This window comes from Streptomyces sp. NPDC014870, from assembly GCF_043081505.1.
In the GTDB taxonomy this organism is placed as follows: domain Bacteria; phylum Actinomycetota; class Actinomycetes; order Streptomycetales; family Streptomycetaceae; genus Streptomyces.
Genome location: NZ_JBIBWQ010000005.1, coordinates 98922 through 119973, shown reverse-complemented (window position 1 = coordinate 119973; position 21052 = coordinate 98922). Strand labels below are relative to the sequence as shown.

The following is a 21052-nucleotide window of genomic DNA, read 5'->3' as shown; positions in this document are numbered from 1 at the left end:
CGGCTCGGCCTGATGGCCGTGCCCGTCGCCTTCTTCGCGCTCTTCTTCGCGTGGCCCGTCGCCTCGATCGTCGAGCGCGGGCTGCGCGTCGACGGGGCGTGGGAGTTCGGCCGGTTCGGCGAGACGCTGACCCGGCCGGAGATCCTCGACGTCCTCTGGTTCACCCTCTGGCAGGCGCTCGCCTCCACCGCGCTGACCCTGCTGATCGCCCTGCCGGGGGCGTACGTCTTCGCGCGCTTCGACTTCCCCGGCAAGGGGCTGCTGCGCGCCGTCGTCACCGTCCCCTTCGTGATGCCGACCGTCATGGTCGGTACGGCCTTCCTCGCCCTCGTCGGCCGCGGCGGGCTGCTCGACGAGTTGTGGGGCGTCCGCCTCGACACCACCGTCTGGGCCATCCTCCTCGCCCATGTCTTCTTCAACTACGCCGTGGTCGTCAGGACCGTCGGCGGACTGTGGGCGCAGCTCGACCCCCGCCAGGAGGAGGCCGCCCGTGTCCTCGGCGCCTCCCGGTTCACCGCCTGGCGGACGGTGACGCTGCCGGCGCTCGCGCCCGCCGTGGGCGCGGCGGCGCTGATGGTGTTCCTCTTCACCGCCGGCTCCTTCGCCGTCGTCCAGATCCTCGGCGGACCGGCGTACTCCACTCTGGAGACCGAGATCTACCGGCAGACGGTCGACCGGTTCGACCTGACGACGGCCGCCGTGCTCACGATCGTCCAGTTCGTCGCCGTCGGCGTCGTCCTCGCCGTGCACGCGCGGACGGTACGGCGGCGGGAGACGGCCCTGAAGCTCGTCCCGCCCGAGCAGACCGCCCGCCGGATCACGGGGATCGGCCAGTGGGCCCTGTTCGGGGGCGTCCTCGTCTCGATCGTCCTGCTGCTCGTGCTTCCGCTCGCCGTGCTGATCGAGCGCTCCTTCGCCACCCCCGACGGGTACGGGCTCGACTACTACCGGGCCCTCCAGGCCACCGACCCGTCCGGCACCTTCCTCGTGCCCCTGGTCGACACCATCGGGAACTCGCTGCGGTACGCCGTCGTCGCCACCCTGATCGCCCTGGTGATCGGGGGACTCGCCGCCGCCGCGCTCACCCGGAGGGCCGGCCGGCTCGTGCGTGGCTTCGACGCGCTGCTCATGCTGCCGCTCGGGGTGTCGGCGGTGACGGTCGGCTTCGGCTTCCTGATCACCCTGGACGAGCCGCCGTTCGACCTGCGGGCCAGCTGGATCCTCGTGCCGCTCGCGCAGGCCCTGGTCGGTGTCCCCTTCGTCGTACGGACCATGCTGCCCGTCCTCCGTGCCGTGGACGAGCGGCTGCGGGAGGCGGCGGCCGTCCTCGGGGCCTCGCCGCTGCGGGCCTGGCGCGAGGTCGACCTGCCGCTGGTGCGGCGGGCGCTACTGATCGCGGCCGGGTTCGCCTTCGCCGTCTCGCTCGGCGAGTTCGGCGCGACCGTTTTCATCGCCCGGCCCGACAACCCGACGCTGCCGGTCGCCGTCGCCCGGCTCCTCGGCCGGCCGGGCGAGCTCAACTACGGCCAGGCCATGGCCCTTTCGACGATTCTGATGGTGGTGTGCGCGGTGTCCCTGCTGCTCCTCGAACGGCTCCGCGTCGACCGGGCCACCTCCGGTTCCGGGGAGTTCTGATGCTGCGCTTCGAGGACGTGACCGTACGGTTCGGGGAACGGGCCGCGCTCGACTCCGTGGACCTGGAGGTCGCCGACCACGAGATCGTGTGTGTGCTCGGCCCGAGCGGCAGCGGCAAGTCCACGCTGCTGCGGGCGGTCGCCGGACTCCAGTCGCTCCACGGCGGGCGGGTCCGGCTGGACGGCGCCGACCAGGCGGGAGTGCCCGCGCACCGGCGCGGGGTCGGTCTGATGTTCCAGGACCACCAGCTCTTCCCGCAGCGGGACGTCGGCGCCAACGTCGCCTTCGGGCTGCGGATGCGCGGGGTGGCGAGGGCTGAACGGGACGCACGGGTACGGGAGTTGCTGGACCTCGTCGGGCTCCCCGGGGCCGAGCGCCGGGCCGTCGCCGCGCTCTCCGGCGGCGAGCAGCAGCGCGTGGCGCTCGCCCGCGCCCTCGCGCCGCGGCCCCGGCTGCTGATGCTGGACGAACCCCTCGGCCAGCTCGACCGGGGCCTGCGGGAACGGCTCGTGGTCGAACTGCGCTCCCTCTTCCGGCAGTTGGGTACGACCGTGCTCGCCGTCACGCACGACCAGGGCGAGGCCTTCGCGCTCGCCGACCGGGTCGTGGTGATGCGCGACGGCCGGATCGCCCAGTCCGGGACGCCCCTGGACGTCTGGCGCCACCCCGCCTCCGCGTTCGTGGCCCGGTTCCTCGGCTTCGACAACATCGTGCCCGGCACGGTGAGCGGCGCCGCCGCCGAGACCCCCTGGGGCAAGGTCCCGGTGCCCGACGGCTCACCCCAGGGCGCGCGGGAGGTCCTGGTGCGCCCGGCGGGCGTCCGGCTCGTCGCGCCCGCGGACGGCATGCGCTGCGCCGTCGCCTCCCGTACCTTCCGGGGGACGCATGTCGCCGTCCTCCTCCACCCGGCCGAAGGTCCACCCCTGGAGGCCGAGTGCGCCCTCCGTGACGCCCCGGAGGTGGGCGCGGAGGTGGGCGTGAGCTTCGCCGCCGACGAGGTCGTCGTGCTCGCGGGGGACGCTCCCGTCGCCGGGTGACGGATCGTCAATCGTGATCAACTCGCCTACGCTGCTGCGAGTGAGTGGAATAGACGTGGGCAACGGAGTGCTCGGCGCCGTCCTCGGAGTGGTGTTCGCGACCCTCTTCCAGCAGTGGACACAGGACGTGTGGTTCAGGATCAGGCGCCGCTCGGCGGGGGCGGTCCGCAGCCTCACCTACCGGGAGCGGGAGGGGAGCGCCTGGTCCACCTTCTCCCTCGGCCCCCTGCACACCAGCGCACTCGTCGTGGAGGGCGACGGCGACCGTGCCATCGCGCCGGAGTCCGTCCACGTCCGGGTCGGCGCCGAGGAGATCGAACTGCCCGCCGAAATGGCGGGCTGGCGCGCCGAGATCGAGGCGGAGGAGAGCCGCGCGGAGACCACGGGTGACCGCATGCCCGTCTGGAACGGGCCCCGGTACGCCGTCGAGGGCCTGGACACCACCCGTACCCCGCTGGACGAACAGCCCGAGGTACATCTGCGGCTGCGGCCCACGGACTACTACACCTTCCTCGCCGCCCAGCAGCTCGACCGCAGGATGCCGGACGGAGCGACGCCCCGGAGCCGGTACCTCGACACCGAACGGCCCCTGGAGGCACCCGCGTTCCTCCAGTGCAGCTTCGCCGTCAACATCGCCGTCGTCACCGCCGACCATCTGCTCGCCGTCAGCCGGCGCGGCGACCGGGTCCGCTCGGCGCCCGGACTGTGGAACTCCTCGGTCAACGAGGGCCTGGCCCGGAACATCGACGCGACCGCCCTCGGCGCCCCCGACCTGCACGCCGTCGCCCGACGCGGGATGCGTGAGGAGATGGCCCTGGAGCCGCACGAGTACACCCTCGCGCTGCTCGCCTTCGTCCTGGACGTCGAGCGGCGGCAGTGGAGCGCCCACTTCTACGCCCGGCTCAAGGACATGACGGGCGATCAGCTCCAGTCGCGGATGAGCAGGGGAGTCGCCGACCGCTGGGAGCACCAGACCGTCGAGTACGTGCCGTTCCGCTCGGCCGACGTGACCCGGTACCTGCTGCGGCCCGACCGGATCCACCGCTGGGCACCGCTCGCGCCGGCGCTGTTCCACCTGGCCCTCGTCCATGTGCACGGCCGGGCGTCGGTGGAGCGGGCGGAGGCCCAGGCGGTCCGGAGGCTCTGACCGACGGGCCGTGCCGCCTGGCCGGAGGCGAGCGGCCGATACGTCGTCGACACAATTCCGCGCGTTCCCGGACGCACCGTCATGATCGCGTGGATGTGCTCCTCACCCAGGGTGGAGCCGTGCGCGGAACTCGCGTGCGGCTCGACCGGACGAGGAGATGTGACGGTGACGGACCTACGGACACACGCGGCCCGGCCCGGTCCGGTACGGATCTGGCTGGTGGGCGCGCCCGCCCTGGCGCTGGGCGGCATCGCCGTCGGCGGGTGGCTCGGCCCGCTGGGCGACGGCACGGGTGAGGACGGCCGCGCGGGTGGTGGCACCGTCGCCTCGGCGGACGGGCGGGCGGCGGTCGCCGACCTGCTCGACCTGCCGTGGCCCGAAGAGGGGCAGGCAAGCGCAGAGGTGGACGGGCTCGGCAGGCTGGGCGGCACGGCCGGGCAGCGCCCGCTGCCGATCGCGAGCCTCACCAAAGTGATGACGGCGTACGTGATCCTCAAGGAGCACCCGCTGGCCGACGGCGAGGAGGGCCCCGCCGTGACCGTCGACGCGACGGCCGCGCAGGAGGCGCACTCGCTGAGCGAGTCGACCGCACCGCTGCGCGAGGGACAGCACCTCACCCAACGCCGGCTCCTCGAACTGCTCCTGCTCCCGTCCGGCAACAACGTGGCCCGGCTCCTGGCTCGTTGGGACGCGGGCGGCCAGCAGGAGTTCGTGGCCAAGATGAACCGGGCAGCGCGCGATCTCGGGATGAACAACACCTCGTACACCGGCGCGAGCGGCATCGAACCCACCACCCGGAGCACCGCCGACGACCAGCTCAAGCTGGCCCGGCACGCCATGAAGGAACCCGTGCTGCGCACGGTCGTCGCCATGCGGAGCACGACCGTCCCCGGCGCACCCGCACCGGTCCTCAACACCAACCGGCTCCTGGACCGCCCGGGTGTCGTCGGGCTCAAGACCGGATCGAGCACCCCGGCGGGCGGGGCTCTGATGTGGGCCGCCGAGGTGGACGCCGACGGTGACCGGCGTCTCGTCCTCGGTGTGGTGCTCGGCCAGCGGGCCGGCACCTCGCCCGCCGAGGGGCTCGAAGAGGCCTTCGAGAAGAGCGGTGCGCTGATCGAGGCCGTGCAGAAGGATCTGCCTGCGGCGCTCGGCGAGCGGAGGGACCGCTCGTGACGACCGCAACGGGCCCCGTGGGCCCGAAGAAGCCCGCGGACCGGCCGGCCGCCTGCCCGGAGGCCACCGACCCGGGGAACGACCGCGCTGCCGACTCCCGCGCCGACTTCCGTGGCGATGACCCCGGCCCCGGCGGGCAGCCGACGCGGCGCAGCCGTCTCCGGGTGCTCCGGGGCGGTCGTCCGGCGGTCGTCGTGGCCGTCCTCGGCGGCGTCGGCATGCTGGGCGCCGCCCGCCCGCCCGGCGTCCTGGGCAGTTTCGGGAGCCTGCTGCAGACCTTCCTGCCCTGGTCGGGGCTCGGCGTGCTCGTGCTGCTCGCCCTCGCCGCGCTGCGGCGCTCGGTGGTCGCCGGCGTGGCCGTGCTGGTCCCTGCCGTGGTGTGGTGCTCCCTGTTCGGTGGCGTTCTCGTCGACAAGCGCGAGGCCGGCGGGGACCTCACCGTCGTCAGCCACAACGTGCACGACGGGAACCCCGACCCGGCGGGCACCGCCCGCTCCCTCGCCGCCTCCGGCGCCCACGTGATCGCCCTGGAGGAACTCTCGCCCCGCACCGCCCCCGCCTACGAACAGGCGCTCGCGGAATCCCACCCGTACCACTCCGTGCAGGGCACGGTCGGGCTCTGGAGCACCTACCCGCTGCGCGACGTCCGGCCCCTGGCGATCATGCCGTGGACCCGCGCCCTGCGCGCCACCGCCGACACCCCGAAGGGACCGCTCGCCGTGTACACCGCCCATCTCGCCTCGGTGCGGGTCAGCCTCGCCAAGGGGTTCAACACCGCGCGCCGCAACGAGGCGGCGGCCGCCCTCGCCGCCGCCGTACGGGCCGAGCCACTGCGCCGGGTCGTCGTGGTCGGCGACTTCAACGGCACCACCGACGACAGCGCCCTCGCCCCGGCCACCGCCGGGCTGCGCTCGGCGCAGGAGGAGGCCGGGGCGGGGTTCGGGTTCAGCTGGCCCGCGTCGTTCCCGGTGGCCAGGATCGACCAGATCCTGGTCAAGGGAGTCACCGCCGTCTCCGCCTGGACGCTGCCCCGCACGGCGAGCGATCATCTGCCGGTCGCGGCGTCCCTACGGCTGTGAAGGGCGGCGGCCCCCGCCCGGCCGGGCCGGCGGCTACCGTCGGGACCGCACACCAGACGCACACCCACGACACGCTCCGACGAAACGGCCCCCAGGCGACCACATGCGCGACCAGCCCTCCTCCGTCCACATCCTCCTCGTCGAGGACGACGACACGATCCGCAGATCCGTGGCCCTGTCCCTGGAGCGCTACGGCTACCGGGTCTCGTCCGCGCCCGACGGACTGACCGGTCTGGAGATGTTCCGGGCGACGGAGCACGACCTGCTGCTCCTCGACGTCATGCTGCCGCAGCTCGACGGGATCGGGCTCTGCCGCAGGATCCGCGAGACCAGCCAGGCGCCCGTCCTGATGATGTCGGCCCGCGGCGACGCCCTGGACGTCGTCGCGGGCCTCGAGGCGGGTGCCGACGACTACGTCGTCAAACCGGTCGACACCACCGTGCTCCTCGCCCGGATCCGCACCCTGCTGCGGCGCGCCACCTTCACCGCTCCGATGCCCGCCGACGACGACACGGGGGTGCTCTCCTTCCGGGACCTGACCGTCGACACCCGGGGCCTCGAGGTCCACAAGGACGGCACGCCACTCGCCCTGACCCCCACCGAACTGCGCCTGCTCCTGGAGTTCGTGGCCGCACCCGGTGTCGCCCTGCAGCGCGCGACCCTGCTGCGCGAGGTGTGGGACTACGGCTGGGACGGCGACATCCGGGTCGTCGACCTCGCCGTGCAGCGGCTGCGCAAGAAGATCGGCGCCGACCACATCGAGACCGTGCGCGGCTTCGGCTACAAGTTCCGCAAGGGCGAGTGATGGATCCCGCGACCCCGCCCGGCGACACCCGCCGGTCCCTGTGGCGCCTGGCCGACCCGAGGTCCCTGCGCTGGAAGATCGCCGCCGGGGTCGCCGCGGCGGCCTGCGCCATGGCCCTGGGCATCGGCGTCCTGGTCCACCGCACCACCGAGACCCGCTCGATGAACATCGGGCGCGCCGACGCCCTGCGCGAACTGGACGCGGCCCAGGCCGAGTTCCGCGCCGTACAGCAAGGCCGCGCCCGGCAGGACGGGGACCCGAGGCCGGCCTACCGGACCGGTGGCGAGGTGCCGGACCGGCTCCTGGACCTGCTCGCCGCCGGACCGGCGCCGGTCACCTGGTACGACACCAGCAAACCGGCCCAGGGCCCGTCCATGTGGGCGGCCACGGAGGTCGACGGCACCCCGCTGGCCGTGAGCGTCAACATGATCGCCGACCAGTACGGCCGCGAGGCCCTCGACCGGCACATGCGGTACGCGGCCCTCGCCACCCTCGCCGTCGTCGTCCCCGTCACCCTGCTCGCCGCCGAACTCGTGGTGCGCCGGCTGCGCCGGGTCGCCGGGACCGCCCGCCGTATCCGCCACGGCGACCTCGACGCGCGCACCGCGGGCCGGGGACACGACGAGATCGGCGAGATCTCCTCGGCCGTCGACCACATGGCCGACGCGCTGCAGAACCGGCTCCACGCGGAGCAGCGCTTCACCGCCGACGTCGCCCACGAACTGCGCACCCCGCTCGCCGGCCTGGTCGCCTCCGCCTCGCTGCTTCCGGAGGGCGAGGCCACCGATCTCGTACGCGACCGGGTGAAGGTGCTGCACGCCCTGGTCGACGACCTGCTGGAGATCTCCCGCCTCGACGCGGGCGCGGAGCGGGCCGACCCGCAGCCGGTGCCGCTGGACGAACTGGTCGAGGAGTCCGTACGGCGCACCGGGCTCGACACGGTCATCACCGTCACCGCACGCGCGGTGGTCGAGACCGACCCGCGCCGCGTCGACCGGATCGTCACCAACCTCGTCGTCAACGCCCACCGCCACGGCGCACCGCCCGTGGAGGTCACGGTCGACGGCGCCACCGTCGTCGTCCGCGACCACGGCCCCGGCTTCCCGGCGGACCTGCTCGCCGAAGGCCCGCAGCGCTTCCGCACCGGGGCCGCCGAACGAGGCCACGGACACGGTCTGGGCCTGACGATCGCCCTCGGCCAGGCTCAGGTGATCGGAGCCCGCCTGACCTTCGCCGACGCCGACGCGGGCGGCGCCGTCGAGGGCGGCGCCGTCGCCACCCTCACCCTGCCCGGGCCCCTCAACCGGCCCTAGGTCGCCAGTCGGCGGAGGGCTTCCGGGGCCTCGTCGACGGAGTCGACCAGCGCGATCCTCGCCGCCATCGGGCGCTCGGCGGCGAGGGACCGGAGCAGCGGCCAGGCGGGGAGGCGGTCCGTCCAGTGGGCCCGGTCGACGAGGACCATGGGGGTGGGCTCTCCCCGCGACCCGTAGTAGTTCGGCGTCGCGTTGTCGAAGATCTCCTGGACCGTGCCGGCCGCGCCCGGCAGGAAGATCACGCCCGCGTCGCACCGGGCGAGCAGACCGTCCTCCCGGGTGGCGTTCGCGAAGTACTTGGCGAGGTGTCCCGCGAAGGCGTTCGGCGGCTCGTGGCCGTAGAACCAGGTGGGGATGCCCACCGAGTCGCCGCCCTTCGGCCAACGGGCGCACACCTCGAAGGCGGCCCGGGCCCAGTCCGTCACCGACGGGGTGAAGGAGGGCGCCTTGGCGAGGAGTGCGAGCGCCTCGTCGAGGACGTCGTCGGCGAGGGGCGCGATGTACGCGCCGAGGTTCGCCGCCTCCATCGCGCCGGGGCCGCCGCCGGTCGCCACGGTCAGCCCGTCGCGGGCCAGCGCGCGGCCGAGCCGGGCCGCCCCGGCGTACGCGTCCGTGCCGCGGCCCATCGCGTGCCCGCCCATGACGCCGACGACCCGGGCGCCGGCGAGGAGTTCGTCGAGGGCGTCGGAGATGGCGTCGTCGTGGATCGACCGGAGCATGGACGCGAAGACGTCCCCGTCGGCCTTCGTCCGCTGGAACCAGTCGTACGCGAGGAAGTCGGGCGTCGCCTCGTACCCCGCGTCCCCGACGCCCTCGAACAGTTCCTCGGGGGAGTAGAGGTGCGCGCGGTACGGGTCGAACGGCAGCTCCGGTACGGGTGGGAAGACCAGCGCCCCGTCCGCGCGGACCTTGGCGGCGGCCTCGGGCTGGAGCTCGCAGCCGAGGAAGACGGCGCCCGCGGTGGAGGTGGCGAGCAGGGCGAAGGTCCGGTCGGTGAGGTCCACGGACTGGATGCGGAAGCCGTGGAGGGCGCCGCGGGCGATGACCTCGTCGAACTCGGCGGGGGTGTGGATCTCGCGTGCGTCGCGGCGGGTCATGGGGCCAGCGTAGGGCCCGTGACCCCCGTCCCCACCGCGCACCACGTCCGGTACCCCGGCGCGGCGGCCGGAGCGGCCTCGCCCGGCGGCCGTCCGGGTGCGGCGAGGGGGCGACAGGCGGGTGGGTCAGCCGCCGAGCGGGACCGCCGCCAGCGTGCCCACCAGCCAGGTCAGGGGGAGGAAGACGGACAGCAGGGCGCCCGCGCGCATCAGCGCGGCCGTGCGCAGGACCGTGGGCGGAGCGCCGAGCCGGACGAGGGCCTCCGTGGTGTGGGCCCGGCACTGCTTGGACTCCAGGGCCGCCGTCAGGAGCGTCGCCGTCGTGCAGGCCATCACCAGGGCGGCGCCCAGGCCGGTCAGCGGGCCGAAGTCGCCGTTCCCCGCGTCGTACAGGGTGGCCGCCGCGACCGCGCCCGACGCCACCGCGCACACCACGCCGAGCGGGCGGCCGATGCGGCGGGACTCGTCCATCAGGACACGGCCCGCGAGGAGCCTGGTCGCGCCGGGCCGGACGGCCTGGAGCAGCCGGCCGCACCAGTGGGTGATGCCGGGACCCGCCATCGCGAGGCCGATCGCGGTGAGGATCCAGCCGGCGAGCACCCCGCCCGGGCTGCCGTCGAAGCGGCCGGGGAGCGGCAGGCCGCCGCCCGCGCCGCCCTGGCCCGCGTACGTCTCGACGGCGAGGCCGACCGCGAGGAGCGCCACGCCCCAGGGCAGGCCCGAGGGGGCCGTCCGCTCCGCGCCCTCGGGGGGCGCCGGAGCCTTGCGGGGGCGCAGGGCGAGGGCGGCGGCCGTGGAGGCGGCCACCGGGAGGATCGCGAGGAGGGTGAGCGCGCCCGCCAGCGGGATCGGCCGGCCGGCCGCGAGCAGTTCGGCGGCCGCTCCGTCGAACGGCAGGCCCGTGATGTCGCCGCGCAGGTGCAGGTAGAACAGCAGCGCGACCATCGAGCCGAGCGTGCAGGCGACGGCCGTCGAGGCCGCGGCGATCGCGGTGAGCCGGGCCGGGCCGAGCCCGATCGCCGAGAGCCCGGGCCGCGGCCGGGTGCTGGGGTCCGTCCGGGCCACGGCCACCGCGAAGTGCACGGTGGCGGCCATCGGGATCAGGCACCACAGCAGCCGCAGGGTCGCGGCGGAGGAGCGGTCCGGGTGGCCCACGGCGTACCCCAGCGTGCACAGCAGCAGAAAGCCGACCCCCGCGGCCGCCGCGGCGACCAGGAGGCGCCGCAGCAGGACGAGGGGGTGGGTCCCGCGGACTAGACGGAGAGCGAGCACGCGGCGACGCCCTCCGCCCCGTTGGTCGGTGCCCCGGCGCCCACCCGGCGTCCGTCGAGCAGGGCGACCGAGCGGTCGGCGAGGGCGGCGACCTCCGTGTCGTGGGTGGCGAGCAGCACGGTGATCCGGTGCGAGCGGGCGGCTGCGGTCAGGGTCCGCAGGACCTGGGCGCCGTCGGCGCGATGGAGGGAGGCCGTCGGCTCGTCGGCGAAGAGCACGGACGGGGTGGTGACCAGGGCCCGGGCGATGGCGATCCGCTGCCGCTGCGACTGGGTCAGCGCGTGCGGACGCTTGCGGGAGCACACCCCGATGTCCAGGCGCTCCAGCCACTCCAGGGCGGAGGCCTTGGCGGCCCGGTGCGAGACCCCGCGCAGCAGGAGGGGCAGGGCCGCGTTCTCCCAGGCGGTCAGCTCCGGTACGAGTCCGGGCTCCGGGTCGATCCAGCCGAACCGGTCCCGGCGCAGCCGCTCGCGCTGGGCGAGGCTGAGGGTGTGGACGGGGCTGCTGTTGAACCAGACCTCGCCCTGCTGGGCCACGGTCTGGCCGGACAGACAGCGCATCAGCGTGGTCTTGCCGCTGCCCCGCGGGCCGACCAGGGCGAGGATCTCTCCCTCGCGCACGCCGAGGGAGACGCCGGTCAGGACGTCGGAGCCCTCCAGGGTGCAGTGCAGGGAACGCGCCCAGAGCACGTCGTTGTCCGGTGGGGCCATCGCGTACACCTCGATGTCGGATCCGATACTTGCGTTCCCCCGTCCGAGGGAACGAAGGGACGGGCCTGTCGGTCACTGGGCACCGTAAGGATTCAGATCGCACCGTAAGGATTCAGATCCGTTTGTACGGACAGCACACGGCCCGGGCGGCCGCCATCCACTCGGATGGCCGCACACCCGGGCCGGGGTCACGCCGTGAGGGCGGCGTGAGGTCCTGTGCCGGGGAGGGCCGTGCCTCCCCGGGGCGGAACCGTCAGAGCTTGGTCCACGCCTCGGTCAGCACCGAGCGCAGGATGCCTTCGATCTCGTCGAAGGTGCCCTGGTCGGCGATCAGCGGCGGGGCCAGCTGGATGACCGGGTCGCCACGGTCGTCGGCACGGCAGTACAGGCCGTTCTCGAAGAGCGCCTTCGAGAGGAAGCCGTAGAGCACGCGCTCGGTCTCCTCGTCCGTGAAGGACTCCTTGGTGACCTTGTCCTTGACGAGCTCGATGCCGTAGAAGTAGCCGTTGCCGCGGACGTCGCCGACGATCGGCAGGTCGTGCAGCTTCTGCAGCGTCGAGAAGAAGGCGCCCTCGTTGTCCAGCACGTGCTGGTTGAGGCCCTCCTTGTCGAAGATGTCGAGGTTGGCGATGGCGACCGCCGACGACACCGGGTGGCCACCGAAGGTGTAGCCGTGCAGGAAGGTGTTGTCGCCCTTGTAGAACGGCTCGGCGATGCGGTCCGAGACGATGCAGGCACCGATCGGGGAGTAGCCCGAGGTCATGCCCTTGGCGCAGGTGATCATGTCCGGCACGTAGCCGAACTTGTCACAGGCGAACATCGTGCCGAGGCGGCCGAAGGCGCAGATCGTCTCGTCGGAGACGAGCAGCACGTCGTACTGGTCGCAGATCTCGCGGACCCGCTGGAAGTACCCGGGCGGCGGCGGGAAGCAGCCACCGGCGTTCTGCACCGGCTCCAGGAAGACGGCCGCGACGGTCTCGGGGCCCTCGAAGAGGATCTGCTGCTCGATCTGGTCGGCGGCCCAGCGGCCGAAGGCCTCGGGGTCGTCGCCGTGGATCGGGGCGCGGTAGATGTTCGTGTTCGGCACCTTGTGCGCGCCGGGGACCAGCGGCTCGAAGGGGGCCTTCAGGGCCGGCAGACCGGTGATGGACAGGGCGCCCTGCGGGGTGCCGTGGTAGGCGACCGCACGCGAGATGACCTTGTACTTGGTGTGCTTGCCCTGCAGCTTGAAGTACTGCTTGGCGAGCTTCCAGGCGGTCTCGACGGCCTCGCCGCCACCGGTGGTGAAGAAGACCTTGTTCAGGTCGCCCGGGGCGTAGTCGGCAAGACGCTCGGCGAGCTCGACGGCCTTGGGGTGCGCGTACGACCACACGGGGAAGAACGCGAGCTCCTGGGCCTGCTTGTACGCGACCTCGGCCAGCTCCTTGCGGCCGTGACCGGCGTTGACCACGAAGAGACCGGCGAGTCCGTCGAGGTACCGCTTGCCCTTGTCGTCGAAGATGTAGGTGCCCTCGCCACGCACGATGGTGGGCACGGGAGAGTTCTCGTACGACGACATGCGCGTGAAGTGCATCCACAGGTGGTCGTACGCGGTCTTGGACAGGTCCTGGGTCACGATTATCGAGTTCCCCACATATAGGTCTGCTTCTTGAGCTTGAGGTAGACGAAGCTCTCGGTGGAGCGCACGCCGGGGAGGGTGCGGATGCGCTTGTTGATCACATCCAGCAGGTGGTCGTCGTCCTCGCAGACGACCTCCACCATCAGGTCGAACGAGCCCGCGGTCATCACCACGTACTCACATTCCGACATGGCCGTCAGCGCGTCCGCCACCGGATCCAGGTCACCCTCGACGTTGATGCCGACCATCGCCTGGCGCCGGAGTCCCACGGTGAGCGGGTCGGTGACGGCGACGATCTGCATGACGCCCTGGTCGAGCAGCTTCTGGACGCGCTGCCGTACGGCTGCCTCGGACAGGCCGACGGCCTTGCCGATCGCGGCGTACGGACGGCGGCCGTCCTCCTGGAGCTGCTCGATGATCGCCAGGGAGACGGCATCGATCGTCGGGGACGAACCGGAACCGGTTCTGGAGTTCGTGCTTTGACTGGCCACGCACTCACTCTGCACCGAGACTCGTCGGTCTCGCAACCCCAGAGCGATGAAATTCGTTGTTTGGATGCGCGAATCTCACTGAATCCGAAGTTGGCGCGTGCTGGACCTGTCGAAAGCGTCAGGGAAGCGACTACGCTTGGGGTGTCTCGGCAAATGGGACACCGCACGAGGACGTGCGACCGAACGTGACAGGAGGGGTGGCAAAGTGACCACCGAGCTGCGCCGGCTGCGTAACTACATCAACGGGGAGTTCCGGGACGCCACGGACGGACGGACCATCGATGTGGTCAACCCGGCCACGGGCGAGGTCTTCGCCACGTCTCCGCTCTCCGGTCAGGCGGACGTCGACGCCGCCATGGACGCGGCCGCGGCCGCCTTCCCCGCCTGGCGCGACACCACGCCGGCCGAGCGCCAGAAGGTCCTGCTGAAGATCGCGGACGCCTTCGAGGAGCGCGCGGAGGAGCTGATCGCCGCCGAGGTCGAGAACACCGGCAAGCCGATCGCCCTCACCGCCAGCGAAGAGATCCCCCCGATGGTGGACCAGATCCGCTTCTTCGCGGGTGCCGCCCGGATGCTCGAGGGCCGCTCGGCCGGCGAGTACATGGAGGGCATGACCTCCATCATCCGCCGCGAGCCCGTGGGTGTCTGCGCCCAGGTCGCGCCGTGGAACTACCCGATGATGATGGCCGTGTGGAAGTTCGCCCCGGCGCTCGCCGCGGGCAACACCGTCGTCCTCAAGCCCTCGGACACGACCCCCGCGTCGACCGTCCTGATGGCCGAGATCATCGGTGCGATCGTTCCCAAGGGCGTCTTCAACGTCATCTGCGGCGACCGCGAGACCGGCCGCGCCATGGTCGAGCACCCGACCCCGGCGATGGCCTCCATCACCGGTTCGGTCCGCGCCGGCATGCAGGTCGCCGAGTCGGCGGCCAAGGACGTCAAGCGCGTCCACCTGGAGCTGGGCGGCAAGGCCCCGGTCGTCGTCTTCGAGGACACCGACATCGCCAAGGCCGTCGAGGACATCTCCGTGGCGGGCTTCTTCAACGCGGGCCAGGACTGTACGGCCGCGACCCGTGTCCTCGTGCACGAGTCCATCCACGACGAGTTCGTCGCGCAGCTGGCCAAGGCCGCCACCGACACCAAGACCGGCCTGCCGGACGACGAGGACGTGCTCTTCGGCCCGCTGAACAACGCCAACCAGCTGAAGCAGGTCTCCGGCTTCATCGAGCGCCTCCCGGCCCACGCCAAGGTCGAGGCGGGCGGCCACCGCGTCGGCGACAAGGGCTTCTTCTACGCCCCGACCGTCGTCTCCGGCCTCAAGCAGGACGACGAGATCATCCAGAACGAGGTCTTCGGCCCGGTCATCACGGTCCAGTCGTTCCGTGACGAGGACCAGGCCCTGGAGTACGCCAACGGCGTCGAGTTCGCGCTCGCCTCCTCGGTCTGGACGAAGGACCACGCCCGCGCGATGCGCATGTCGAAGACCCTGGACTTCGGCTGCGTGTGGATCAACACCCACATCCCGCTGGTCGCGGAGATGCCCCACGGCGGCTTCAAGAAGTCCGGCTACGGCAAGGACCTCTCGGCCTACGGCTTCGACGACTACACCCGCATCAAGCACGTCATGACCTCGCTGGGCTAGTCCCCGCGCGCCGATCCGACCGACGATCGCGGTCCCCTCGCCTCAGGGCGAGGGGACCGCGATCGTCGTGTTCCGGGCCCCTTCTACTCCTTGGGCCCCTCCTCCTCCACCGGCAGCCACAGCTCGGCGTCGGCCTCGGTGCCGTCCGCCGAGAGCCGGATCCGGGCGATCTCGGGCCCGGGGCGACCGCGGTACGGGTTGGACGGGAACCACTGCGTGTAGATGTCCCGCCACAGCTCCTGGATCGCCTGCGGGGCCGGTCCCGAGGTGGTGAAGACCGCCCAGGTGCCGGCGGGGACGGCGAGCACGGGCACGCCCTCCGGCGGCGCCGCGTCCGTGATCACCCCGTGGTAGTAGTCGAGTTCCGTGCCCTCGGCCCGGCTCGGGTCCAGGTCGTCGCAGACCGCGACGATGCCCTGCGGCTCCTGGTCCGACAGCGCCTCCAGGCGCTCCAGGGTCGGTTTGTCGATACCCCGGACGAACTCCATGATCGCCTGGTTCGGCCCCAGGTGCACCAGCGGGACCCGGGCCTTCGGGCCGACGACCGTGAACGCCGGCTTCTCCTTGATGCGGTGACGCATCGCACTGCTCCCTTCGACGACGAGTCGGAAGGCCATCCGGGGCTGCGAGCTGAGCGCCGCGCCGGTCCGCCGGGCCTCGCCGGGACCGACCCCGTGCATGGCGCGGAACGCCCGGGCGAACGCCTCGCCCGAGCCGTACCCGTACCGCACGGCGATCGCCAGCAGGGTCTCCCGTCCCGCGAGCACCTCCGCGCCCGCGAGGGTGAGCCGCCGGCGCCGTACGTACTCCGACAGCGGCATGCCCGCGAGCGCGGAGAACATCCGGCGCAGGTGGTACTCCGACGTGGCCGCGATCCGTGCCAGCTCCGCCACGTCGACGGGCCGGTCGTCGTCGGCCAGGTGGAGCTCGATGTGCTCCATCGCCTGGTTGAGCCTCTCCAGCACGCCCGGTTCCTTCCTCTTGACGACCACCACGCTAGGGAGCACCCAGGGTGCCGGACCCGACATCCTGTGCCCGAAGGTGTCGGGTGATCGACAAGGTGTCGTGGGCGTGGTCCCTCCGGCGCACGGACCGTCCATTGCTCCGTCCCGGCGCGGCCGGGATGCTGCTCGGATGAGAGCGACAGCGAGGAAGAACATGTCCCGCCGGTCCGTGCTGCGCGGGATCGGGGGCGCCGGAGCCGTGGCGCTGCTCGCCGGCTGCGGCGTGCCGGCCGCCTACGTGGAGCCGGGGCGACGCGCCGGCCGGGACCTGTCCGCGCGCGACCGCGTGCTCGACTTCGCCAACTGGCCGCTCTACATCGACACCGACGACGAGGACACCTCGAAGCGGCCCACCCTGGACGCCTTCGCGGAGCGCTCCGGGATCTCCGTGCGGTACACCGAGGAGATCAACGACAACGACGAGTTCTTCGGCAAGATCAGCCCGGCGCTGATGAACCACCAGGAGACCGGCCGGGACCTCATCGTGATGAGCGACTGGATGGCCGCCCGGTTCGTCCGGCTCGGCTGGGTGCAGGAGATGGACCGCGCCGCGCAGCCGAACATCAGCCGGTACCTCGATCCGCAGCTGCGCTCGCCCGCCTTCGACGAGGGCCGGCTCCACACCGTGCCCTGGCAGTCCGGGATCACCGGCATCGCGTACAACCGCAGGAAGCTCGGCCGGGAGATCCGGTCGGTCGAGCAGCTGTGGGACGCCGACCTGCGCGGCAAGGTCACCCTGCTCTCCGGTCTCGACGAGTCCTTCGCCCTGCTCATGCAGGGCAACGGGGTGGACGTGACGCGGTGGACCGCCGACGACTTCCACGCGGTGTGCGAGCAGATCGAGGCGCTGGTCGCCGAGCGGCACATCCGCCGCTTCACGGGCAACGACTACATCAAGGACCTGTCGACCGGCGACGTGCTGGCCTGTCAGGCGTACTCGGGCGACGTCATCCAGCTCCAGGCCGACAACCCCGACATCGAGTTCGTCGTCCCCGAGGAGGGCGCCGAGCTGTGGGCCGAGTCGCTGATGATCCCCAACCTGGCGCAGCACAAGACGAACGCCGAGAAGCTGGTCGACTACTACTACGAGCCCGAGGTGGCCGCCGAGCTGGCCGCCTGGGTCAACTACGTCTGCCCGGTCCCGGCCGCCCGCGACGTCCTCGCCGACTCCGACGACGAGGAGCTGGCCGCCCTGGCCGAGGACCCGCTGATCTTCCCCGACGACGCGATGCGCGGGCGGCTCGCGATCGCCCGCGACATCACGTCGGAGGAGCGCACGGAGTTCGCGAAGAGGTGGGACTCGATCGTCGGGCTGTGAGACGCGGAACCGCCCGACCCTGTTTTTGAACACGTTCATGAGGGGCGTACTCTGCTGTCATGAACGAGGCGAACGGGCCCGTGGCCCTTCTTCGGCGTATCCGTGTCTGGCTGGTCTTCTTCATCGTCTGTCTGGTGCTGAGCGGCCTCACCGCCTTCCCGCTCGTCACCGAACTCCACCTCCTCGAGGACGCGTTGACGTCCTGGGCCGCGCCCCTCGGGGACCTGTTCCCCGGCCTCCTGGAGTGGATCGCGCGGGTGCGCGCCGGCCTCGACGTCGCCGACGCGCAGTACCCGTTCCTGCTGTACGGCACCGACTGGCTCGCCTTCGCGCACCTCGTCATCGCCGTCGCCTTCTACGGGCCCTACCGCGACCCCGTCCGCAACATCTGGGTGATCGAGTTCGGGATGATCGCCTGCGTCGGGATCGTCCCGCTCGCCCTGATCTGCGGGCCGATCCGCGACATCCCCTTCTGGTGGTCGGTCATCGACATGTCGTTCGGGGTCTTCGGGATCGTCCCGCTGCTCGTCGTACGGCGGATGATCAAGCGCCTCGAGGCGGCGCAGGGGCTCGGGAACGCTCAGGCGCCGGTGGACGCCCCAGCTCCTCAGGCCGTCGGCGGCCCGTAGGCCGCGACCATCAGGGCCAGGGCGACGCTGTTCATGTCCTGGCCCTTCGCGTCGGTGGAGTTGACGCTGTAGACCAGCGTGCGCTCGCCGCCGCGGGTCGAGGCGATCGCCGCGTTGTAGCCCCAGCGGCCACCGGTCTTCCCCCACACCTCCCGCCCGCCGAGCTTCTTCATCGAGAGCCCCGCGGAGAACGCGGCGTCCTTGCCGGTCTTGAAGTCCGGCACCCGGGGCAGCGTGAACATCTCCTCCAGGAGCGGCCCGCGCACCACCCGGCCCTGGAACAGCGCCCGGGTGAACCGCTCCAGATCGGCCGTCGTGGAGATCAGGTCGCCCGCCGCCCAGCCGTCCGAGGCACCCCACACCGACACGTCCCGCAGCCCGGTCGTGCCGTCCGCGAGCCGCATCGACTGGTAGCCGTGGTTGTGCGGGCCCCTGATCCGCGGGTCGCTCCCGGGCAGGTACGTGCCGCGCAGCCCGAGCGGGGCCAGGACACGCGCCCCGACCTGGCGCTCGTACGAGTCGCCCGTCACCCGCTCGATCAGCAGCCCCGCGATCGTGTAGCCGATGTTGAGGTAGTGCTGCCGGGTCCCGGGAGCGAACTCCGGCTCCTTCGCCGTCGCCGAGCGGACCATCGCGCGCGGGTCGTGCACCTCGAAGCGGTTCGCGTACCACTCCTCGACCGTCGAACCGGCGAAGTCCGGTGCCGGGATCCCGTGCGTGTGGTTCAGCAGCTGGCGGACGGTCACCGTCCCGTACCGCGCCGGGATCAGCTCCGGCAGGTACGAGCGGGCCGTACGGTCCAGGTCGAGCCGCCCCTCGCCCGCCAACTGGAGGGCGACCGCCGCCGTGAACACCTTGGTCACCGAACCGGCGCGGAAGCGGGCGTCCGGATCGGCCGGGCGCGTCGACTCCAGATCGTGCACGCCGGAGGTGCCCCGCCAGATTCCCTCGCGGCCCCCGATCCGCACCAGCGCCGCCGTCGCGTCCTTCGAGGGAAGGCCCGCGATCGCCGCTTCGAGGGCGGGGTCCGAGGCGGGCGCGACGACCGGGGCCTGGGCGGCCGTCGCGGACAGGATCCCCGGGCCGGCCGCGACACCCAGGACGAGGGCCGTGGCGAGCAGGGCGCGGGTACGTGCGTTCATGGTCAACTCCGTTGGTGCGATCCGTCGTTCCGGTACGACACACACCCTGCCGACCTGCGGCGATCCACGGATCGCCGGAGCGGGGGATCTTCCCCCGCCCCGCTCATCCCCCGAGCGGGGGAGAGCCCGCCGTGACAAGACCGCTCTCGTACGCGCAGATGACGGCCTGGATCCGGTCCCGCAGTCCCAACTTCGCCAGCACGTTGCCCACATGGGTCTTCACCGTGTGGTCGCTGACGACCAGCTCCGCCGCGATCTCCGCGTTCGAAAGCCCCCGCGCGAGGAGCAGCAGCGTCTCGCGCTCGCGGGCCGTCAGCGCGTCGAGTCGCGGATCGGGCCGCCGGGGAGCCTCGCGCCGCGCCGGGCGGGTGTACTCCTCCACCAGGCGGCGCGCCACGGACGGGGCCAGCAGCGAGTCGCCGCGCGCCACCACCCGTACCGCGTGCACCAGATCGTCCCGGCGCACGTCCTTCAGGAGGAACCCGCTCGCGCCCGCGTGCAGCGCCTCGTAGACGTACGCGTCCGAGTCGAAGGTCGTCAGCATCACGGACCGGCACCCGCTCTCCGCGCTGATCGCCCGGCACGCCTCGATGCCGTCCAGGCGCGGCATCCGGATGTCGAGCAGCGCCACGTCGGGGGAGAGGCGGCGCACCGCCTCCACCGCCTCCGCGCCGTCGCCCGCCTCCGCGACCACCTCGATGTCCGGCTGCACGTCGAGGATCATCGAGAAACCGCTCCTGACCAGCTCCTGGTCGTCGGCCACCACCACCCGGATCGTCACCGCGCCACCGTCACGGAGTCCTGGACGGGCAGCTCCACCCGTACCTCGAAGCCCCGGCCGTCCGGTCCCGGGCCCGTCACCGCCGTACCGCCGTGGGCCGCGGCCCGCTCGCGGATCCCGACGAGCCCGTGGCCGGTGCTCCCGGGGCGCCCGCCCCGACCGTCGTCCGTCACCACGACCTCCAACACCCCGTCCTCGTACACCAGCCGTACGGCGGCCGTCCGCGCCCCCGCGTGCTTCACCACGTTCGTCAGCGCCTCCTGCACGATCCGGTGGACCGTCGCGCCCACGGCCACCGGAAGGGCCCGGACCCCACCGGTCGTCCGGTACGTCACGTCCAGGCCGCTCGCCCGCACCCGCTCCACCAGCGCGGGCAGCCCGCCGAGGTCCGGCTGCGGCTCCCGGGGCGGCGCGGCGCCGTCCGTGCCGTCCCGCAGCACCCCGAGCATCCGGCGCAGCTGCTCCATCGCGTCCCGGCCCGTCGCGGAGATCGCGTCGAAGGCCGCCTCCGCCCGCTCCGGAGCCGTCCGCACCGCCACCGGACCCGCCTCCGCCTGCACGACCATCAGGCTCACCGCGTGGGAGAGGATGTCGTGCATCTCCCGTGCGATCCGGGCCCGTTCGCGCGCCGCCGCCTGTTCCGCCTCGACGCGATGGGCCCGCTGCCGGGCGTCGGTGAGCCGGCCGAAGACGTACGCCGCCCCGAACACGAAGAGAGAGAAGGTCAGTTCGCGCGCCGAGCCGGTGTTGAGCCACACCGACACCGGGACCGCGACCGCGAGCAGCAGCACGGTCGCGCGCCGTTGCCAGGGCGGCGCGAGCGCGGCGATCGTGTGGACGATGACGAGCCCGGTGTAGGGCAGCGGCTGCCCGGGACCCTCGACCGCCAGTTCGTAGAGCGTGCTGGTCGCCAGGATCGCGAACAGGACGGCGAGCGGCGCGCGCCGCCGCCAGACCAGCGGGAGCACGGTGAGCGTCGTCAGCCCGTACGCCGTCCATGTCGCCGGCGGCAGCTCGGGGGCGCGCGGCACCACGAACGGCATCGTCATCGCGGCCTGTACGAGCAGGGCGAGCCCGATGTCCACGGCGAGCGGATGCGCCTCCCCGAACCGCCGGGCCCGCTCGCCCGCGCCCCGCGCCCAGGCCCGCGCGTCCC

19 protein-coding genes are annotated in these 21052 nt (G+C 72.6%); 10 read left to right on the top strand and 9 right to left on the bottom strand.

What is annotated here, in order from left to right; genetic code table 11:
* The first annotated feature begins 12 nt into the window (after nt 1–12).
* The 7 genes from ACF09C_RS16130 (at nt 13) to ACF09C_RS16100 (ending at nt 8192) form a co-directional block, all read left to right on the top strand.
* Complete coding sequence (locus ACF09C_RS16130) at nt 13–1635, top strand: ABC transporter permease (protein ID WP_392092395.1); 1623 nt, start codon at nt 13–15, stop codon at nt 1633–1635.
* Complete coding sequence (locus ACF09C_RS16125; protein WP_392092099.1) at nt 1635–2672, top strand: ABC transporter ATP-binding protein; 1038 nt, start codon at nt 1635–1637, stop codon at nt 2670–2672. The genes ACF09C_RS16130 and ACF09C_RS16125 overlap by 1 nt, the downstream gene beginning before the upstream one ends.
* Before the next feature lie 40 nt (nt 2673–2712).
* Complete coding sequence (locus ACF09C_RS16120; protein WP_392092098.1) at nt 2713–3819, top strand: hypothetical protein; 1107 nt, start codon at nt 2713–2715, stop codon at nt 3817–3819.
* Nucleotides 3820–3984: 165 nt separating this feature from the next.
* A complete protein-coding gene (locus tag ACF09C_RS16115) occupies nt 3985–4995 on the top strand; it encodes a D-alanyl-D-alanine carboxypeptidase family protein (protein WP_392092097.1) in 1011 nt (336 codons plus the stop codon).
* Nucleotides 4996–5213: 218 nt separating this feature from the next.
* Nucleotides 5214–6074, top strand: coding sequence for an endonuclease/exonuclease/phosphatase family protein (locus tag ACF09C_RS16110; protein WP_392092394.1), 861 nt, complete (start codon nt 5214–5216; stop codon nt 6072–6074).
* Nucleotides 6075–6177: 103 nt separating this feature from the next.
* Nucleotides 6178–6879, top strand: a complete 702-nt coding sequence (gene cseB, locus ACF09C_RS16105) for a two-component system response regulator CseB (RefSeq protein WP_392092096.1) — start codon at nt 6178–6180, stop codon at nt 6877–6879.
* Nucleotides 6879–8192, top strand: coding sequence for an ATP-binding protein (locus ACF09C_RS16100; protein WP_392092095.1), 1314 nt, complete (start codon nt 6879–6881; stop codon nt 8190–8192). Before cseB ends, ACF09C_RS16100 begins: the two co-directional genes overlap by 1 nt.
* Here ACF09C_RS16100 and ACF09C_RS16095 read toward each other — a convergent pair.
* From ACF09C_RS16095 to ACF09C_RS16075, 5 genes are all read right to left on the bottom strand, one after another.
* Nucleotides 8189–9289, bottom strand: a complete 1101-nt coding sequence (locus tag ACF09C_RS16095) for an LOG family protein (protein WP_392092094.1) — start codon at nt 9287–9289, stop codon at nt 8189–8191. The two genes, ACF09C_RS16100 and ACF09C_RS16095, sit on opposite strands and share 4 nt — an antisense overlap.
* Before the next feature lie 126 nt (nt 9290–9415).
* Nucleotides 9416–10561: a hypothetical protein gene (locus tag ACF09C_RS16090; protein ID WP_392092093.1), complete on the bottom strand. Its 1146-nt coding sequence runs from the start codon at nt 10559–10561 to the stop codon at nt 9416–9418.
* Complete coding sequence (locus ACF09C_RS16085; RefSeq protein ID WP_392092092.1) at nt 10543–11271, bottom strand: ABC transporter ATP-binding protein; 729 nt, start codon at nt 11269–11271, stop codon at nt 10543–10545. The genes ACF09C_RS16090 and ACF09C_RS16085 overlap by 19 nt, the downstream gene beginning before the upstream one ends.
* Nucleotides 11272–11524: 253 nt before the next feature.
* On the bottom strand, nt 11525–12904 hold the full coding sequence (locus ACF09C_RS16080; protein ID WP_352191864.1) for an aspartate aminotransferase family protein: 1380 nt from the start codon (nt 12902–12904) through the stop codon (nt 11525–11527).
* A complete protein-coding gene (locus ACF09C_RS16075) occupies nt 12889–13380 on the bottom strand; it encodes an Lrp/AsnC family transcriptional regulator (RefSeq protein ID WP_362368194.1) in 492 nt (163 codons plus the stop codon). Before ACF09C_RS16075 ends, ACF09C_RS16080 begins: the two co-directional genes overlap by 16 nt.
* A gap of 205 nt (nt 13381–13585) precedes the next feature.
* Here ACF09C_RS16075 and ACF09C_RS16070 point away from each other — a divergent pair, with 205 nt between their 5' ends.
* The gene (locus tag ACF09C_RS16070; protein WP_392092091.1) at nt 13586–15022 is read left to right on the top strand and encodes a gamma-aminobutyraldehyde dehydrogenase; all 1437 of its coding nucleotides are present in this window, start codon (nt 13586–13588) and stop codon (nt 15020–15022) included.
* 83 nt (nt 15023–15105) lie between these two features.
* Here the strand turns inward: ACF09C_RS16070 and ACF09C_RS16065 are convergent, their stop codons facing one another.
* Entirely contained in the window at nt 15106–15987 is an 882-nt protein-coding gene (locus ACF09C_RS16065; protein ID WP_392092090.1) for a GyrI-like domain-containing protein, read from the bottom strand.
* A gap of 193 nt (nt 15988–16180) precedes the next feature.
* Here ACF09C_RS16065 and ACF09C_RS16060 point away from each other — a divergent pair, with 193 nt between their 5' ends.
* Together ACF09C_RS16060 and ACF09C_RS16055 are read left to right on the top strand one after the other, a co-directional pair.
* Nucleotides 16181–17344, top strand: a complete 1164-nt coding sequence (locus ACF09C_RS16060) for a PotD/PotF family extracellular solute-binding protein (RefSeq protein WP_392092393.1) — start codon at nt 16181–16183, stop codon at nt 17342–17344.
* Between the two features lie 59 nt (nt 17345–17403).
* Nucleotides 17404–17973, top strand: coding sequence for a hypothetical protein (locus ACF09C_RS16055; protein ID WP_392092089.1), 570 nt, complete (start codon nt 17404–17406; stop codon nt 17971–17973).
* Here ACF09C_RS16055 and ACF09C_RS16050 read toward each other — a convergent pair.
* The 3 genes from ACF09C_RS16050 to ACF09C_RS16040 form a co-directional block, all read right to left on the bottom strand.
* Nucleotides 17952–19115 (bottom strand): serine hydrolase domain-containing protein, encoded by a 1164-nt coding sequence (locus ACF09C_RS16050; RefSeq protein ID WP_392092088.1) that lies wholly within the window; start codon nt 19113–19115, stop codon nt 17952–17954. The two genes, ACF09C_RS16055 and ACF09C_RS16050, sit on opposite strands and share 22 nt — an antisense overlap.
* A gap of 103 nt (nt 19116–19218) precedes the next feature.
* Nucleotides 19219–19896 (bottom strand): response regulator, encoded by a 678-nt coding sequence (locus ACF09C_RS16045; protein ID WP_392092087.1) that lies wholly within the window; start codon nt 19894–19896, stop codon nt 19219–19221.
* Complete coding sequence (locus ACF09C_RS16040) at nt 19893–20945, bottom strand: sensor histidine kinase (protein WP_392092392.1); 1053 nt, start codon at nt 20943–20945, stop codon at nt 19893–19895. The genes ACF09C_RS16045 and ACF09C_RS16040 overlap by 4 nt, the downstream gene beginning before the upstream one ends.
* Between the last annotated feature and the right edge of the window lie 107 nt (nt 20946–21052).